The sequence below is a fragment of the Aporhodopirellula sallentina SM41 genome (assembly GCF_000346505.1).
In the GTDB taxonomy this organism is placed as follows: domain Bacteria; phylum Planctomycetota; class Planctomycetia; order Pirellulales; family Pirellulaceae; genus Rhodopirellula; species Rhodopirellula sallentina.
In genome coordinates this window covers 16,164-34,580 of record NZ_ANOH01000059.1, presented here as the reverse complement: position 1 = coordinate 34,580, position 18,417 = coordinate 16,164, and the positions used below count along the sequence as shown (strand labels likewise).

11 protein-coding genes are annotated in these 18,417 nt (G+C 57.4%); all 11 read right to left on the bottom strand.

Annotated elements, in window-relative coordinates; all coding sequences use genetic code 11:
* Positions 1–678 (bottom strand): universal stress protein (locus RSSM_RS31435; protein WP_144059532.1); only part of this gene is annotated, 678 nt, incomplete at its 3' end.
* Between the two features lie 218 nt (positions 679–896).
* Positions 897–1,670 (bottom strand): NfeD family protein, encoded by a 774-nt coding sequence (locus tag RSSM_RS03175; protein WP_008674396.1) that lies wholly within the window; start codon positions 1,668–1,670, stop codon positions 897–899.
* Positions 1,670–4,060: an NfeD family protein gene (locus RSSM_RS03170; RefSeq protein ID WP_008674395.1), complete on the bottom strand. Its 2,391-nt coding sequence runs from the start codon at positions 4,058–4,060 to the stop codon at positions 1,670–1,672. Before RSSM_RS03170 ends, RSSM_RS03175 begins: the two co-directional genes overlap by 1 nt.
* An 88-nt stretch (positions 4,061–4,148) precedes the next feature.
* On the bottom strand, positions 4,149–4,805 hold the full coding sequence (locus RSSM_RS35405) for a TlpA family protein disulfide reductase (protein ID WP_390174041.1): 657 nt from the start codon (positions 4,803–4,805) through the stop codon (positions 4,149–4,151).
* Positions 4,806–7,075: 2,270 nt separating this feature from the next.
* On the bottom strand, positions 7,076–8,155 hold the full coding sequence (locus RSSM_RS03160) for a prenyltransferase/squalene oxidase repeat-containing protein (RefSeq protein WP_008674391.1): 1,080 nt from the start codon (positions 8,153–8,155) through the stop codon (positions 7,076–7,078).
* Complete coding sequence (locus tag RSSM_RS03155; protein WP_144059530.1) at positions 8,148–8,969, bottom strand: hypothetical protein; 822 nt, start codon at positions 8,967–8,969, stop codon at positions 8,148–8,150. Before RSSM_RS03155 ends, RSSM_RS03160 begins: the two co-directional genes overlap by 8 nt.
* Positions 8,966–9,790: a hypothetical protein gene (locus RSSM_RS03150; RefSeq protein ID WP_008674388.1), complete on the bottom strand. Its 825-nt coding sequence runs from the start codon at positions 9,788–9,790 to the stop codon at positions 8,966–8,968. Before RSSM_RS03150 ends, RSSM_RS03155 begins: the two co-directional genes overlap by 4 nt.
* Positions 9,790–13,071 (bottom strand): hypothetical protein, encoded by a 3,282-nt coding sequence (locus RSSM_RS03145; protein WP_008674387.1) that lies wholly within the window; start codon positions 13,069–13,071, stop codon positions 9,790–9,792. The genes RSSM_RS03150 and RSSM_RS03145 overlap by 1 nt, the downstream gene beginning before the upstream one ends.
* A complete protein-coding gene (locus tag RSSM_RS03140; RefSeq protein WP_008674385.1) occupies positions 13,068–15,335 on the bottom strand; it encodes a membrane protein in 2,268 nt (755 codons plus the stop codon). Before RSSM_RS03140 ends, RSSM_RS03145 begins: the two co-directional genes overlap by 4 nt.
* Positions 15,332–17,476, bottom strand: a complete 2,145-nt coding sequence (locus RSSM_RS03135) for a BatA domain-containing protein (RefSeq protein WP_008674384.1) — start codon at positions 17,474–17,476, stop codon at positions 15,332–15,334. The genes RSSM_RS03140 and RSSM_RS03135 overlap by 4 nt, the downstream gene beginning before the upstream one ends.
* A complete protein-coding gene (locus tag RSSM_RS03130; RefSeq protein WP_008674382.1) occupies positions 17,473–18,417 on the bottom strand; it encodes a DUF58 domain-containing protein in 945 nt (314 codons plus the stop codon). Before RSSM_RS03130 ends, RSSM_RS03135 begins: the two co-directional genes overlap by 4 nt.

The following is an 18,417-nucleotide window of genomic DNA, read 5'->3' as shown; positions in this document are numbered from 1 at the left end:
AGCATCGGCACAGCGTCGTGCCTCGGTGCGACGTCGCGCGGCCTCCTCCATGGTCGAGGCCAAGATGTCTTCACGGAAAACCTCTAGTTTCACCGATGCGGTCACCGTGGTGAGTTGATGTTCGTCGGTCCACGGGTAGCGGCATACCTCGTTGAGCATTGCTTCCGAGACACCTCGTTCATCCACCGCGATCATTCCCCTGCGGATGTGGATAGGAGGAATCTCGTCGTCGGGTCCGCGGTCTTCCGGAATCTCCTGCCGGACTACGAGGGCAGTGCATGGAGAATGAGTGGCCACGTAATCGCTCACGCTGCCCAACAGTACGCGTTCGAGAGCCGAGTGTCCTTTCGCGGCAACGACAACGAGGTCGAACTTCCCTTCGGTCGCTCTTTCAACGATGCAGTGTCCAACATGGCCCATCATTTGATGCGACGTGATTTCAGCATCCAAATCACGGATCGCACGTTCTCCTGATGAGAGCGCGTGCTTGGCGACCTGTTCTTGATGTTCCACAAACTGGGGATACCAGAGTTCGCTTTGAGCGCTCATCACCACTTCAGGTGGATTGACGACGGTCAGTATTTCCACCTGCAGAGGTTGAGGTAACGGAAACGCGGCTAAGTATTTGCAGGCGTGAAGCGCGTGGATTGATCCGTCGACTGCCAATAGAACTTTCATCAATCATTCCTTCACACTGGTGGGCTACAACAAGTCATTGAACATCTGTTTTAACATATTGATGCACGCAAAGTGGCTTGCAGCCCCCTGCCGAATTGTCGCGTCTGCTGCGTGGCGAACATGCGAGCGACGACGGTTCCACCTGGGAGCCACTTCAGCCGCTTTCGAATTCACGAATCAACGACTGCTCTTCGAGTCACGATCGAGTGGTGCGTTGGTCAGTTTCGTGATGGTGCACCGTCTGACTCGTCGTCTGTCTGTGCATCGACGTTGAGTATTTCCAAATCAATGTCATCCAGTGGCGAGGCGGCAATCTCGGCTTGTGATGATTCGGTTGTCGGTGGAGTGCTGTCAACGACGAGCGATTGATCCGGCGTTTCTGCAGCGGCGATGGAAGGTGCCGGGGCCGTCGAGGTTACTGGGCCTATCGAGGATGCGGGGGCTGTCGAGGATGCGGGGAACGTTGACGGCTGTGTCGTTTGACCGGCAATCTCGTCGGGGCTGGCTTGCCGTACCTGCAGTTTTCCCGCGTTCACTCGGACTACCATCACGTGTGTTCCCGCGTCGATCGGTAGCCCGGTGCTGACGGCATCGGTCTTGTGCCCGTCTACTTTCACCTGTCCACTGGGCAACAGGTTGGACATCGCGACCCCGATCCGCCCGACCAATTCGATCAACGGGGTGCCATCGAGCGTCGTTGCGGGCGGTAACGTGGTGTCCGACTGCAGTGTGTCACGGTTGAGCATTTGACGGCCGATGCGAGTCGTCGGCCACAGCCGAATCAAGATCGCAAACACGATCGGAGTCGTGATCAAATAAACCAGCAACAGCGTCATTCCCATCGTGATGCTGTAGGTGCATCCGATGATGATCGACGTCACTCCCACCACTGCGGCGGTGAGTCCCAAGATACCTCCACTGGGAATCAGGATCTCGGCCGCGATGAGGGCGTAGAAGGCAACCAGCAAGGCGATCGCATAAAAAGCGGGCATTAATCTTCCACCGCTTCGACGACGATTCGGTTGCCGTGCACCGCGACCACCCGTACCGATTGTCCGGGGTCGATCGCCGATCCGTCACTAACCACCGCAACGACTTGATCGCCAAAGCGAGCCTTTCCGGACGGACGCAGCCGCGTCGACGCGACACCGGATTTTCCTTGAAGGTGATCGAAGTCGGCGAGCCGTTCGAGCCGGTCCATGTCCGTCGGCGGGCTTTCCATCGCGAGTCCGGTTGCCGTCGCCGCCTGAGGCAAGAACGCGCGCACGATCAGGAAACCGATCACCAATCCGCCCATTCCCCCGATCGCCATCCAAACCCCTTGGGTGAGTTCATTGACCTGATAGCTGTTCCGCGGGATCACAAACGTCTGGCTCATCAACACGACACCGAGCACTGTCAGAAAGAGTCCGCCAATCCCGAACACACCGAATCCCGGCAACACGAATATTTCGATCGCCAAACACACCAATCCCAGTCCGAACGCGAGCAGTTCCAACCACTCCGCAGTCCCGGCGAGAAATTTCGTCCAGAAGAAAAAGGCAAAACACAACATCGCGATGAACCCCGGCAGTCCCAACCCGGGGGCGCTCGCCTCGGTCGACAACATCATGAAACCGAGCAACAGCAAGCCAAACGCGAGTCCGTCATTGCGTCCGAGTCGTTCCACCCAGCGGACCAATCCCCGGTCGGACAGTTGATTCGGTACGTCGGCCAGACCGATCGTTTGAGCAGCCTTTTGCAATGAGTCGGCGGACTCATCCACGAGTCCCAATTCGATCGCCGCCTGCGCGGTGAGTCCGTCGGCGAGTTCGATGCGTTGTTCGCGTTTCCATTCCGTGGCGACGTCTTCTTCGCCCTGCAGTGCTTCTTCGGCCAGTTCGCTCGGGATCGCATACCGCACCCGTCCGGTACGTCGGTTGATGTACCGGTGAACCGGCAAACTCGGATCGAGTATCCCCCGCAGTAGCGTTTCGCTGCGTCCGGTCGCGTTTGCAATCAGTGCGATCAGCTCACGTTGACCGCGAACATCTTCGGGGTTTATCGCTTCGGCGCCGCTGCCACCGAGCGTCGCATCGGGATGCATCGCCAGCGGTCGGCATGCCAACGCCAACAACGCCGCGTCGCCACGTGCCTCGCGAGAGATGTATCCGCCCACGCTGCGAATCGACGTTCCTGGGTCTGCGATAAACGCGGCCATCGATGCGCTGCCTGTCAGGTATCCGCCCGGCGAATCGATCTCGACTAACCATGTGTTCGTCTCGCCACGTTCGATCGTCGCCGCGAGGTTGGATTGCCATCGTCGCACACGGTCTCGTCGTACCGGGCCGTTGATGCGGAGCAACGCGCCGACCGCCTCGCCTGACGCGTCAACATCCTCGTTTCGCAAACCGGCCAAACCGAGCCGGTCGGCAACCTCGTCGACCGAGTCGACTATCGCCGTCGCCGCTCTGAGTTCGCGGAGTTGATCGGCGGTGAGAATCAATGGTTGTCCCGCTTCGGACCAAATGGTTTCTTCGACGATGGCCCCTTCGCGTCGGAGTTGCCGCAGCTCTTCGCCCACCGCAAACCGCGTGTCTCCTTCGGCGAGACGCACACGTGCGACGGCCAATTCGGAATTCGCTAAACCTTTGACGATCTCGGACGCCAACAGACTGCGGCGTTTCGCAATGGACTGATAAATCAGTTGTGTCGTCTCGTCACCGGCCGGTTCTCCCTCAGTCGCATCACCGATGGATCCATCGGACGATACCAAGATTGATTCGCAGGCGAGAACCAACAGCACGTCGCTGCCTCGCACCGCGCGATCAACCCACGCGATCGAGCGGATACGGTGGAGGTCTCTTCCCGAGATAGCCCGCGCTAGTTTCAACGCGTCCTCAAGAGCGGTCGTGTTTTGAGTCCCCTCGTCACCCGGTGTGCCCGATTCGACATCCCGCGTCGGTTGGTTGGAGGGCATCCCCGAGGAGCCAAAACGCAGCACGACGCTGGCACGCCTTGCCGCGGCGTCGTCCGAGTTGGGTGCCGTTTGACGTACCGCCAGGGAGAGCCGTGTGAGCTGCGACAGGATTTGATCAACGTCACGTGTTGTGATCGGCTGCGGCACATCGATCAAATATCCCCGAGGCGTTTGTTTCGGCGCCGCGTCGTTTGCCTCCTGCGCGGGCGCATACGACGCCAAACTGAGCCACCAAAGGCTAGCAATAATGCACGCCGATCCGGCGATCCCGACGCGTCGAAACGCGGCGTCGGCCGAGCGGTGAGAAACGGGGCGGTGGCGATGCTTGTTCATGCCCGCATTATAGGCGTCTTGTCGATAGTGGGCACTGTCTCCCGTCGTCCAAAACTGCTCGTTGTCTCCTGTACGCCGTTGTTTCCACATGGAGGGGCACGAATAGGGAGATGAACGGATGCGGTGCCTCCGTGAAACGGCGTAACTTCGAGCCCAGCGTGAAATTGTGAAGACCGTGTTATTTCGGCGGTGTCTCGCCGAGGGCATCGGTAATTGCCTCACGCAACTGTTCGCCCAGTTTGGGCCCACCACCGACGTACAAACGCCGGATCACGCCCGCTCGATCGATGACTACAGTTTGCGGAATCGCATTCGCCTGATACCGCGCCGCCGCCACGCCGTCGATGTCCAATACGACATCCGGAGAGATCTTCAGTCGCTCTAGCGTCTCGCGGATAGTATCGGATGACTCCTGCAGGTTCACCGCGACCAACCGCACATCGTCGCCCTCGAAATCGGAGACGACACCTTCGATCATCGGCATTGCTTGCAGACACGGACCACACCAGGTCGCCCAAAAGTCCAACACAACGACCTGTCCTCGTTGATCGGCGAGAGAAAAGTGGCCGCCTTCGAGGAGATCCAACTCGAACTCAGGAGCCTGTTTGCCAACGAGAGACGAAGACGCACCCGCATTCGTTCCACCACCGGGATCGGGAATGATCGGCTCAGGGGCGTCCTTGAGGCTCCACAGACTGTAGGGTTGCTCCGGTTCGTTTTCGCGGATATCGATTCCGATCAACAACTCGTTGACATCGCCCAATTTGAGTTGGGTTTTCCCTAGTAGCGGATGCTTCCCCGAGAGAATGCTGTCGCGCAACCGTTCGACGTACATCGACATCCGATTGCGATTTCGAAGGATGGCACGGACCGCCAATGATTGAGCTGCCTCTTCCGGTGGCGTCTGATCTGCATCAGCGGAGTCTGCTTCGTCTTGAAGCCAAATGATCTGAGCGACGAGGGATCGATCGATCTCAATCTTTTCGAGTCGGCTCTCCACCAACAGCGTGTCTGCAGACAAACTGATCATGCGGCACCGCAACATATCGCCATTGGTGGCCATGACCAAATGAGTTGGGCGGTTTCGTTTGCGAACTCGCGGCAGCGTTAACAAACGCTCGCGTCGATCAACGTCGATCGATGGTTCATGGCCCTCATGGGTAAACTGAATCACCTTCAACTCGTTCGCCGGCAACAAAGTTCTCTCCGTGAGTTCCGATGAAAAACGCACTCCTGATTCGTCGATCGCTTCGACGGTGCACGGGATGATTTCACCGGAACGTAGGTGCATCGAAGGCGACTGGATTTGTTTGTGACTGGTGTGCGTGTTGTTTCCGAATGCCCGTTTGAGTACGTTCCAAACACCACCTTGATTGGCACGTCTGGCAGCTTGTTTTTGTTGCGCGGCTTCGCGTTCTCTGCGTGCTTGTCGCTGTTTTTCCGTTTCAGGAGGCGGAGTCGCGCGATAGACCATTCGCCCTGAAAAACTGGCGAGGAGATTCACCGGCGCTGCCGCTCGCGGAGCAAAACGAAGAGGTGTCGGTGTGTCGACGCTGTCGGTGTCGACCAGGCCGCCGGTCAAGCGACCGTCCGGAAAGTGCAATCGGCCCAGGATGAACGGAGAAGACTCACGCTCCCCGGGACTCGGTTCGAGGACCCGAAATCGAGCAATCTGGTCGGTCGCGATCTCCAATGATTCGTCGAAGGAATCGACATGCAGAGTCATCCCCGTATCCGAAACGGAATCCAATGCACCGGTCAATCGAGTCCCGTCGTGCGTGGTGACCTGCATCCCCGACGGTGATGATGGGGGTTCCTCTATGCTCACCTCTTCGCGAGTTTCGTCCTTGATTGTTTCATCTTCGGGCGATTCCTTCTCGGGCGATTCTTCTTCGGGAGTTTTATGGGGGAGCGTTTCTTGAGAGGGACCGCGAGCAAAGTGGATGCTCACGACCTCGCCGGGCCGGATGGGGTGGACATCATCTTGTGTTTTGATCTCCCACTCGTCCGTGTCGATGAATCTCAGTTCGCCTGTGTGAATACTTCCGTCCTTCATGCGAACGGTGTCCGATGCCGCGGGCGTCTTATCCAACAACTCCGAAGTAATCTCGATGACGCGGATCGACTCCAACGAGATGTTGCCCCGTAGGTTGGTCAAACGGACCGCGGGTTGAACGTCAGGGTAATCGTCGGCGGGCAATTCAAATTCACCCAACCGAGTTCCTTCCGGCGAAAGCACGACCACGTGGCCGTCGTTCTGGTTGCACTGCACGATGAGACTCAAATGGCCGTCCAAATCGGCAACCGTACCCAGGGGAATCACCTCGGCGACATCCGGGAGTTCACGCAGCAGGACAACGTCCTCTTCCCACACCTCGACGCGGTAGGCGTTGCTCTCGGAATCGTCATGGTTCTGTTGGTCGACGCCGATCGCAAAGATGAAATCAGGCTTACCCTCCCAGCTCAATTCGGCTTCGATTTGAAACAAATTCGGTAGGTCTACGTCGCGAAAAAGGGACACCTGCGATTTGTCGGTGCGAAGCTCTCTTCCCCTCGATGTCCACGAATCCGCGGCACCCGAAAGAGTCCATTGTTTGAGTGCCCCCGGGCCGGTGAAATGCATCGCTTCGCCGTCACGCCACGGCGAAAGATGGCGGACAGACGTCCGGGGAATGGTGATTTCGCCAAAGTACTCGGTTTCGATTCGCAATCGTGAGTCTTTGCTTCTTAGAAGTTTGCCATAAACACGATCGCCATCGACAAGATCAAACAAGAAATCACCCAACGCGACGGGAGTCGGTGAGGGAATCGGGAACGAGCCCGAGAGGACGGTTTGCGTTTCCAGTTCGATCGGCTGATCGAAGTGCGGGTATCGCCAAGCGATTTTCCCCCGGCCGGATTCTCTCGTCGGTGCCAACTCGCCGGGCATGAAATCGCCACCGACGATTCTCAACGTCCCAAGACCAGACACGCCTTCGGCCCTGACATCCGATCGCATGGCAAAACCGGTAACCATCGAACAAACCAAGGCAGCAAAGAGCCAACCCGGAATCGTTAGATACGTTTGAATCTTCATGTTGCCGCGTTTTCGACTCATCATGTCGGTTATCGCTCGTAGATCGGCAGGAAACGAAAATTCAACGCCATCGCGAGAAGCGCCATCGCGGAATCGACTGGTTTGCCCAACGATCCGGTGAAGCTGCCGTCGTCCTGTTGGTCGGCTTTCAATTCCCGAATCAATTGTTCATTCCATTTTTCCCACGCATCGACGTCTCCCTGAAAGAGCGCTTGGGCTTGGTAGTACTGCCCGTACCGGAGATAGCTGTTCGAGGACTGTTCAAGACGTTCCGTCAGTGCCGCGAGGGTCGCCTGGAACTGTGGTATGTCTTTGCGGCGCGAGATCGCGTACACGAGTGAACCGATCGAGATCCGAGGAATCGAATCGTCATACCCGCCAATGCCTGAATACGCGACTTGACCGGAGTCACTCGTCATCGATTTGAAGTATGCGACGCCTCGATCGATCGCTTCGTCCGGCACTTCGATTCCTGCGTTGCGTGCCGCGAGCAGTCCGACCATGACGGCTCCGCTGACGGAGGTGTCCGCGTCCGTCGCGTCCGGTCCGTATCGCCATCCGCCAAACTTATTCTTCTTCTGCGACGTGACCGCTCCCCGAACCGCGAGTTCGAGCGACTGGCCGAGTTTCATCGGGTGTGTGCCGGTTACCTGCCCACCGCTCCACAAGTCGGAGTCATCCACCGCGCCGTAGGCTTCCGCGACTGCCAACATCGCAAAGCCGTGGTTGTACATGCTGGTGTGTCCCATGTTACCGCCGAAGATTCCCGTCGATGGATCTTGGCTACGCAGCATGCTTCGCAGACCGCGACGAATATTGCCGCTGTAGATGCCAAAGTTAGGATCTTCGCCGGAAGCCAGGAACGCCATCACTGCCATCCCGGTCACGCCGGGACCGCCGTGTCCACCCTGCCACGTCCCGTCTTCGGTCTGGGTTGTGGCGAGAAATCGGAGTCCCTTTTCGTAGGTTTCTCGCACATCACGCGGCACGATCTCGCCCATCTGTGCGGTCGGAAACTGCGCCGATGCGAGGCCGGTGAAAACAACACTGCTCAGTACAACTAAGATGAGCGATGTGATTGTCCACTGCGTGTTTGCATGCCTATTCATCCAACACCCCCATTTGTTGCAGATTCGCCTTCAGCCCCCGGACTTGAGCGAACGAGCCGCGAATCGCATTGAGTTGTGTTTCATCAAAGATCTTTTCAAACTCCTCGTTCGGTAGTTCGCTCGCTTTGATCATGACCACGTACGATAGATACGCTGCGGACGCGAGGCCTATGTCGATGTTTTCTCGCAGTAGTTTCGAAAACTCATCACGCTGATCCTTGGTCATGGAAACCTGCCTGCCGAGGTTCCCGACGTACGCGGCACAAACAAGGTCCAGTCGACGATTCAGCTTTCGTTTGCTGCGTTTTTCCAGTTCTAAGGATTGCTGTTGATCCATCGTCGCCTTGGCCACTTTTTGCAACAGAGAGTTGTCTCGAAAGAGCCCTTTGCTGAGACGCTGCTGCAGCGGCATCGCGAGTTGATAGATCTCGTTGATCGCGTTTTGATTGATCTCGCCTGCCGCCTCCCGCTTTTTGAATTCGGCGATGGCGGCATCAGCATCACGGAAGAAACGGCTGATGTCCCCTTTTCCCGCGAATCGAATCTTGACCTTCTGCGTTTGCGTCAACGGAGCAACTTGATCGAGGCGGTCGATCTCCAATTTGATTCGGTCTTTGAGTACAGTGCGGGCATTCGCTTGGTTACGCAGTGTCGAGAAAATCCAACTTTCGAACTGGTTCTGCGTAATCACAAAACCTTGTGAGTGAGCCACCGCAGTCAACTGCAGCACGATGACAAATGCGATCGAGGCAACGCTCGCACGGAGGAGTCTCGTCCCGCAGTGAATTGGTTGGGGGGTGAATCGTTGTCTCACTTCAGCCACTCCTCTTTCAATGCGATGTTGGCTCCAAACCCATTGTTCCATCCGAACATAATTCTGATGTTCTGGATCGATTCGAGCATCTTTTGTTGTTTCTTTGTCAGTACCTTGTTGAGTGACGGTTTCGGGATCGGAGGCATGTATTCATTGTTATTGGTGTAGTGAAATATCCACTGCAGGTCGATTTCCTTCCACTCTTTTAGCAGTACTTTCGTTAACTCATCGTATTGCGTTTGGGTCAAGCCGATTCGGTCATCGAGCATCCCGATCGCGAGCCCGATCGCAGTTTCTCGTTCGAAACGGTCTCGCTCGGCCGCCTCCTCGATATACGATTGATACTGAGCAGGGGAAAGAATCGGTTTGAGGTAGGTGTGGGCATCACGGCGAACGCGGAGGTAAGGGTTTTCTTTGAGTTGCTCGTTGTTGGGACCTCGAAGGATCCACCCTTTGTTGGCTCGCCCTTGAGCATTCATGGGGCCATCCGCCACCAAGTCACTGCACTCCATGTAAGCCGCCTTTGCCGCGTGGACGATTTCTTTCATCTGATCAGATGATGGCGAACAGACTCGCTTAACGAACGACAATTCAGCGTTGACGAGTGGCTTTACAAATTTGGGAGGCGCGCCTTTCATTTTCAGTTTCGGTATGCCCAAGAACTCGACCGCCTCTACCTCTTCGAGTTGGGCTTCTACGACCTCGGCTAGTTGAGCTTCTGCCTGATCGGTAGCCTCATCCTGCTGAGCGTGGACGCATTGCACCGGAATTACGAACAGGGAAGCCACGATCAAGAGTTTCCAGAACTCGCGTATGAACATCACGATCCTCCGATTCGGTTGAAGTACTCGTCCAATCCGCGGCGAAACTCTTCGGGCAATACCATGCCGGCGTTTCCGGTCGTCTGCCCGACATCGCGACTTTCGCGGACTTCCTTGACGTTGCGGCCTTTGCCGACCAGTGCGAGTGCCGAGTCAACCGTGTTGCCACTGCCGCCTCCGCCCGGCGTTGAGCCACCACCTCCGCCTCCGTTGGGATTGATGCGTTTGGATCGCAAGATCAATTCAATCGCCTCCGTCTCGGCTGCGATCGCGTTGGGGCCGGTATCTGCCCTACCTAAGATTCCAGCCGCCTCATCCATCACCTGATCGACCTGCGAAAGCATACGAAGCTCTTTGTTGAAGTGCTTGGTTGCGTCGGGGAGTTCTCGGATTCGATCGATGACCTTTGCAACGCGTTCGTTGATTTCGGATTGTATTTTGGACAGACCGCTTGCGTTGCGTTCATGTTCCCCAGTTTCCAACGCGTCTTTCGCTTGTTCGGCGACGCGAGTTTCTTCCCGAAGATCGATTTCCGCTTCGAGAATTTGCAGCACTTCCAATACGATCGACGGCGGCAGGCTCTCGGGCGATCTGCCCCCGGGGCATGATCCGCTGCAGGCGGGATCGACTAGGTTTTCCGCCCACCGATCTAGTGCGTCGGACCAGTATTCCGCTTCGGCGATCGAGAGGCCTTGTTCCTCATCGATCTTCCCGGAGAGTTGTCGCAGCCCGCCGATCACATCGGAGTCCTTCATCTCATCGAGCGTGGCTTTGAAATTCATGAACCGGCGTCGTTCGAAGTAAGCGGCCAGATCGTCCATGATGTACGAGACCGTTGTCACACTGGTCTCTTCCGTTTTCTTGAGCTTGTCGAGTTCTTCACGGACATCATCATCAACCTCGTTTTTGGTGATCCCAAACGCGGGTTGCAGCTGATCGGTAAGGCGTCCGGCAACCACGTTCTGTTGTCGCGACGCTGCCTTCAAACGTTTCGCCAACGTGCTGCCTTCGAGGTTTGCGAGCACCGCGTTGAGCTCATCGGCGAGGCGGTCAAACTCGGCGAGTAAGTCTTCCTGTTCCTCGACGGCTTGTTGCATGCTGTCTTCTTGATTGGCGGGCGGTTCATTCTTCTGACCGGGTTGAGCTTTGCCGATCACGGTCGTCACGGGAAGACGCAATGCCGGGCTGCTGGGCTTCTTGGGTGATCCAGGTGTGGCGGGTTCCTCGTCGGGAGAATTGGCGGATGACTCCATGTCAGCCAGCGTTGGGGCACTTCGCAGTTTTGGTTTTTTGCCTTGGTACGGTTCGCGTCCTGCACCGCTTCCGCTGGCACGCGACTGGCCCGCTTTGGGGCCGCCTTTCGCTCCCGCGTCAGGATTGTTTTCGGTTCGTGCCAGACGGTTAGGTTGCTCGGCCGCGTTGTCGAGCAGGTCGGCGACCGATGGCATTCGGTTTTCCGAGAGGTCCCGTAAGACCTGCAACATTTCCGCCCATCGCTCGAGATGCCCGACGCCGATTTCCGGATTCCGCGATGCCGCTTTGACCAGGTCATCGCCAATTTTTCCGAGCCGGTCGAGTCGGCGACCGTTGGATTGTTCTGCGGATGCCTGACGTTCGATCGCCCGTCGGTTTTCTGCATCGTCGAGTTCGGTTGCGGGCAGATCACGCAGCTCTTTATTGCGTTCGTAGAGTTGACGTTCTCGGTCACGAACGTCGAGAGCCTGGCGATGCCATTTGCTCAACTGCTCGGTCATCCAGATCGCGTGCTGGTCGGGCGTTAACACGTAGAGCACATGGGGTGGCGAATAGATGCGATTTCGACCCGGCAGGTAATCCTCTGCCCACACGAACAGCTCAATCGGTTGAGGTTCAATTCCGAGATGAGTTGCGCAGAACGTCCCAATGGCATCCACATCGGTGGCGGTATGATCGCCGGCCGCGAGTGGACGTTCTCCCTTGGCGGGTTCTTCGACGTATCCCATGTCGAGGCCACGCCACATCAGCCCGATCTCGCGAATTCCAAAATCGTCGCTGGCACGAGCGGTGAATTTCAACGTCTCGCTATCGAGCACCACGGCTTGGCGCGGTAACCCGTCACAGATCAACGTGGGGGCTTCGTCATCGACCGCGTTGATGTTCAGTGCGAACGGTTCGCGAGGTGTTAATCCGAACTGATCCTTCCATTCGAACTGCAACGACGAAACCTCATCCACCGGCACCGTTCTGCTCGCAAGCGTGGCGCCAATGACCTGTCCTGATTCAGAGTTCACGCGGCCTTCCGTTAGATCGCGATTGACCGTGGCGGTGAAAACGGCTTTGCTGCCTCGAACCATCGTCACACTGCCACCGCGGGAATCGACTCGACGCATTTCCTCATGGCCGAGGTAATCGGGCAGGCGAACATCCGCGACGAGAGACGACAACTCCGGACGCAATGTCGGTTTGATTGAAAGGTTTTGGGTGACGTCGCCGACGCGAAGCACCGTGTTTTGATCGCTGATCTGCGGCGGCACGGTGAAATGATATCGACCCTCGATCAGCTTTGCCGTGGTGGGCGATTGGTCACCGATCTGAAGCGTCGCAGTGGGCGGTTGCCAACGTGACGCGTCTGCTAACGCAACCGGCAACACGGACGCTTCACCATGCGGCAAAACAATCTCTTCCGGCAATGGCTTGATCCGGGTGAAGGTGTAACGCGGAGTGTTCGTCCACGGTGTCAACAACCTGGTCCACGCGTTGCGAGTCGCCGATGGATAGAGTGCGGCGAGAACCAGGACCGCGGCGCCGACCAACCCGGCAATCGCACCACAGGATCGGTGGTAGGAAGTCGGCGTGTATTGGTTCAAATCCCGGTCGGCGGCGTCTTCGGCGACCTGTCGCATGGCCGCTTGGCACAACTCCGGTGACCGTGCTTGTTCGCTGTCGCTACGGGTCAGTTCGAGCACGCCGAGTAATCGATCACCCACTGCCGGCAATTGTTTGCTGAGCAACCGGGCGAGCGGTTCGAGGTTTTGATATCGCCAAACCCAACGATACAAACTCCATGGAATGATTGCCGCAGTTGCCAACGCAACCATCAACAGCAATCCACGAAACAGTCGCGGCGTGTCGGCCAAGCGATCCCAACCGTAGACCACTAAGAAAGCCAGGCCGACCACAATCGCGGTAAACGCAATCGCCTCGACCATTTTGATCCGCCACACGCGCCGACGGTAGGAAAGCAGCTGTTGCTGCAATCCTTCGGGAACACTCAGCGGAGAGGACTCGTGGATGGTGTTCATATCAACCCAACTCCTTTTCGTGCGATCCAAAAGACAGCTAAAAATGCGATAAACGCACCGACAACCAACGGATGGCTCCACAAAGCCAAGCGTCGTACCGACGGCGGCGGATCCGGCAATGCCGACAACCAGTGCATGACGTCATCCATGCGATCGATGGTCAGAACCTGCCCACGCGTGACCCGGGCGATTTCTTCGAGAACTTCCGGACGGGCCGGTTTGCCGATTTGTTCGAGACTCGCCCCCTGAACGAACACGGTCGCATCCAATGTGTCACCGGTCTGTTTGCAGAAAAGGGTCAGTTGATGAGTTCCCGGTTCACGCGGCGTGACTCGACCGGAGAACGCTCCCCATTGTTCGCCACCCGACTCCATTCGAATCGTTTCGACATGGTTGCTCGGCGACACCAATCTCAACGTCACGTCACCTTTGCTCAGCGGTTCGCCGCTCGGTTCCATTACGTTCGCGTTGATGGTCATCGTCTGACGCACCTGCGGACGTTCGGGGGAATAGTACAGTCGCATCGTTTCACCGCTAGCCATGTTCCGGCGATACGCCATCCATCGCACGACCTGACCCCAGAACCGATAATGGTACAGGTCTTCGACGCCCTTCCGCCAACGCCAGGCTCCGTCGGTTCCCATGAACAGAACTTTGCCGGCACCGAAGGTTCGCGTCACTAGCAACGGCAAACGCCCGTAGCGGTTGCTCATCTCTTGATGCACACACAACGTTTCGGTGCCCGGTTTGGCGCGCAGCACCGGGGCATACCATTGAAACCCCGGAAGGTTCTCCCACACCTCAATATTCTCGTCGGCGGTGTCAGACAACTTGGTCAGCAGACTGCGGCGGCCGAGTTCGGTCAACTCAAAATGCTGTGGCGTTCGCGATCCCCATCCTCGCGGTTGGGCCGCGTCAAACTCGACAGGCACGAGGTCACCGAGTTCCGTGTCTAACAAACTGGATTGTCGCCCCTGCCATCCCGGCATGAACACCAGCCCGCTGGCTTGTTCGCGGACCAAACCACGCAACCATTCGCACTGTTGCGGCGTCAGTTGTTCGTCGTCGATCCCGACATCGCCGAGGAAGACAACGTCGTATCGAGCAAGCTCTTCTTTCGTCGCCGGGAACTCGGTGATGTAGTCGGCGTTTCCGCCACCGCGTTTATCGAGTCCGGGATGAAACAGCAAACACGACACCTCCACGCCAGGGTCCCGCGATAATGCGTTGCGAAGATATCGGTATTCCCATCGTGGGAGTGACTCGATCACCAACACGCGGAGTTTCTCTTCGCGGATCGATATCGGTGCCGCCAATTCATTGTTGTCGTCGCGAACCTCACTCGGATGAGTTGACACGGTCAGTGAAAGCGACGTATCGCCGAGAACGGTCGGTTCGAACCGGATGGAATCGTTGGTCCGCCCCATCGCGGCGACGCGAACTTCCTTGGATGTTTCCTCACCGCTTTCTTCTCGCATCGTCACCGTGGCGAGGTAATCACGAGGCAGTGAGCTTTCGATCGAGAATCCAATCCGCACCTGTTTGTCGACCACCGCGAACGTCGGCACGTCAAAACTCAGCAGCTCCACGTCAGGAAGCTTCGTATCACTGCCGACCGGGAACACAAAAACGGGGACGCCGAGAGACCGCAGCCTTGCAGCAGCCTGTGACGGGGCGCCGCCCTGGTTCCAATCGCCGTCCGATGCCAACACCACCCCGAGAAGGTTTTCGTGTTTCGTCGACGCATCCACCAGCGGACTCGCCAAATCCGTGCCGGTTTCGTTGGTTTCCTTTGCGGCCGGCGCCGCGGGGGATCTGCCCACGTTGGTGTTGGAGATCGGCTGAACGGTGATGTTCGTTTGGTCTTTGCGTTTGGTCTCGGCGAATGATTCGATCACAACGTCAGCCCGGTCATTGAGAGACGACCACGCCTCCGGCCGGGTGAGTGGCATGACCGCTTCGCTGCGAGTGTTCGCGGCGGAGGCGACGTCACGGGTTTCCATGCTCGCCGAGTCGTCCCATAGAACCGCCACAACGGGTTTCTCGTCCGGACGATACTCTTCCACCCATTCCGGCCCGCCCAACAGCATCGCCGCTAGCGACACCATCGCAAACCGAAGTCCCTCCAACGCCACCGTCGACCGACGCCATTTGGTTCGGCGACAGGCAATCAATCCGACAATCGCGGTTGTGATCACCGCGGCCAACGCGATCGCGATTGTCCAGGGAGTCCATGCGAACGTGAGCGTGTTGGTTTCAATCATGCCGACACACCTCCTGGTATTCGCGAAAGCCCTTCGACTCGTTGTTTCGGCAAACAGAGTAACGCTTCGCCGATCATCGCAACCAACATCGTGATCAAGAACGCACGCCAAACTTCTTCGACAAGAGACGAGCCGCCGCCGGCCTGACGGTCGACACGTACAAACGGCAAACCTTGGAACAACGCGTTGACTTGTTCATCGCCGAGTGTCGCGGCAATGTCTTCGTCCGCCTCACGATTGACCGCGATTAATCTTTCATCGGTGAGATCGGAGTCCCCGTTTTGTGAAAAGACCCCCGCGACGAACGCGTTTTCGCTCGACAGTGCCGACCGCTTGACCGCCAACCGTTTCCAGCGTGACGCGGTTTCGGGTTTCACCGTCCCCGCGTCGATATTAGTCGTGTTGTTGAGTGCTTTGGCTCCTGAGGCGAGTGCCCGCTGGATCATCACGTATAGCACCACGCCATCGGCCGCGAGTGACGAGTCTGACTCAAGTGGCGTCGTGCCACAAAAGTACACGCCGCCTCGAGGTGTGGTGGCTCGCGAGAGCAGTGTCTCTCCTTCGTCGAGCGTCGCGAGCGACGTGACATCGCCCTCGACTCCGACGACCCGATCCACTCTCAGTTGACCAACCGGCAAGGAAGCCCCCGCCAACGTGTCGGCCAGCAGATCGGTGTCGTCTCGCCATGATCGAATTTGGTTTTCATCTTCCAATTCACGCCAACGTTTCCAACGCGTTCCAAAGATCTCGTTGTCAAAGTCGCGGTCAGTTGTCGAGCCCGGCGGAAGAAAGATGACACGGCCGCCACGTTGCACAAACACATTGATTATCTCCGCGGCACCGGTCTTTTCCACGGTCTGCGTTGGCCCCGGATGCGTTTGTGCTGGAAGTGTTTGCTTTGGAAGCGGCGCGTGCCATATCAGCAGCGAGATGTCCTCCCAAGAAATCCCATCGACATCTCGCGGGCCGATCACCTCCGCTTCGCACTGGATGTGTTCGTCCGAAGGGATCTCTGCAGCGAGTTTCAGCACCCGTCCCACTTGTGCGTCGTCCGTGACAATCACCGTTCGGCGGACGGCGGGCGTGTCGAACGTGAAATAGAAATCGTTGTCAGCTGGATTCAAATCCGCCGGTATCGAAACGTGTCCGTGTCCCTTTTCGGTGTGATCCGGAAGAGACACGCGGTAGGAATTCAGTTTGCCGATCCCGCCGCTCATTTCGACTTCGACAACCGATGTCGCGTCACCAATTTCGAGGGTTAGCGGCACGGTGTTCGGTTTGCTGTTTGGATCTCCTGTAACAGTGTCGGACGCGTGACTCTCATCTCGAACAACGACGGACAAAACGACTGCTGTGCCCTCGTCGTCATTGGTCAACGCTGACTCGCTGATTCGCACCGATCGGTTCAGTTGCGACGACCCGGGGGCTGACTCGGACGATGCGAACGCTAGCAAGCGAAACCGAATCCGCCTTCCGAAATCGACAAACGCGTCTCGCAGCGTGGCCCATCGACCGTCGTCGGATCGCCAATCATGAATTCGCAGATCCGAACAAACCCACACATCCACCTGCCCCAGTTGATTCGCGTTGATGTGATCGAGTGCCGCCATCAACAGGGCGGGGACATCCGCCGACGCATCGGATGGACCGGCTTCCGGTAGATCCAACAGATCTTTTGGCGATGCTAGTTCACGAGGCGAGTTTGAATTGCTTTCGATCAGGATCAAACGCTCCGTTCCGATCGTTTCCAACGCGTCCACAATCTGCCCGATGCCCGTTTCTAATTTGCTCTGCGAAGTCCCGTCGGTACTCGCCTGCATCGATGGCGAACGGTCTAGTAAGACGATCGTGTTTGCCGAATCGCCTCCCGACACCGCACTCGCGATCGACCCGCCCAACATGCCGCTGGCGATCGGTCGTCCGATCGCGAAAATCAACATCGCGATCACGAGTGTTCGCAAAGCCAAGATCAACCATTGTCGAATCTTCGCGTAACCACGATTCATTCGATTGGCCGTCAACAGAAACATCATTGCCGCCCACTGGGTCGACTGATAGCGACGTTGGTTGATCAGATGAATGACAATCGGAATCAATGCCAGCGGCAGAGCTACCAACATCCATGGTTGCAGAAAACTCATCGCACACCTCTCGCCGTGGCACGTCTAGTCAGGAACCGTGTAAGAACGTCCTGATAGGATTCGTCCATGCGGACGCGGTGGTAGTCGACTCCTGTTTGCGTGACGATTTCACTGAATCGATCGAGGTATTCACGAAGGGCGGATTGATAGCGATCCGCAATCTCGTTCGGCTCGGCAAAGATCGCCGTGCCACCCTCCATGTCTAAAAAGCGGGTCGGACGCGCGAACGAAAAATCCAGCTCTTGAGGATCGAGCAGGTGAAACAGCGACAGGTCGTGTTTGCGGAAACGGATGTGTTCGAAACAACTGCGGAGCTGATCTGGATCGACAAAGAAGTCGGACATCACGATGATCATCGCGCCCTGCCGAGTCGTCTCGGCGAGTTCGTGCAGCACATCGACCAACTGGGTTTGCCCCTCACCTTTGATTTGTTCCAAGGTGTCAAAGATCGATCGCAGGTGTGAGGGATTGCGAAGAGCCGGCAGGTGTTTGACGATCCCATCGGCCACGCATGACAAACCTACCGCGTCGCCTTGACCGACCGCTATGTATCCGATCGCTGCGGCGATGCGACGGGCGTACTGCAGTTTGGTGACGTTTTTCTTTGTCAATACGTCCGACGGCTTCTCGGGAACGGTTCCAAATTCCATCGAACCGCTCGTGTCGACAACGAGACAGCAACGCAGGTTCGTGTCGGCTTCAAACTCTTTGACGTAGTACCGGTCGCTGCGTCCGTGGGCGCGCCAATCGAGTCGTCGCAGATCGTCGCCGGGTACGTATTTGCGGTACTGAGCGAACTCGACGCTCGACCCACGCGTCGGGCTAGTGTGTCGTCCCGAAACCGTTCCACGCATCGGCCGCCTGGCCATCAGTGGCATCCCCGCGAGCGACGCCAGGACACTGGGGTCGATGAAGTCACGTGCTTTTTGTGGCGTCCACAT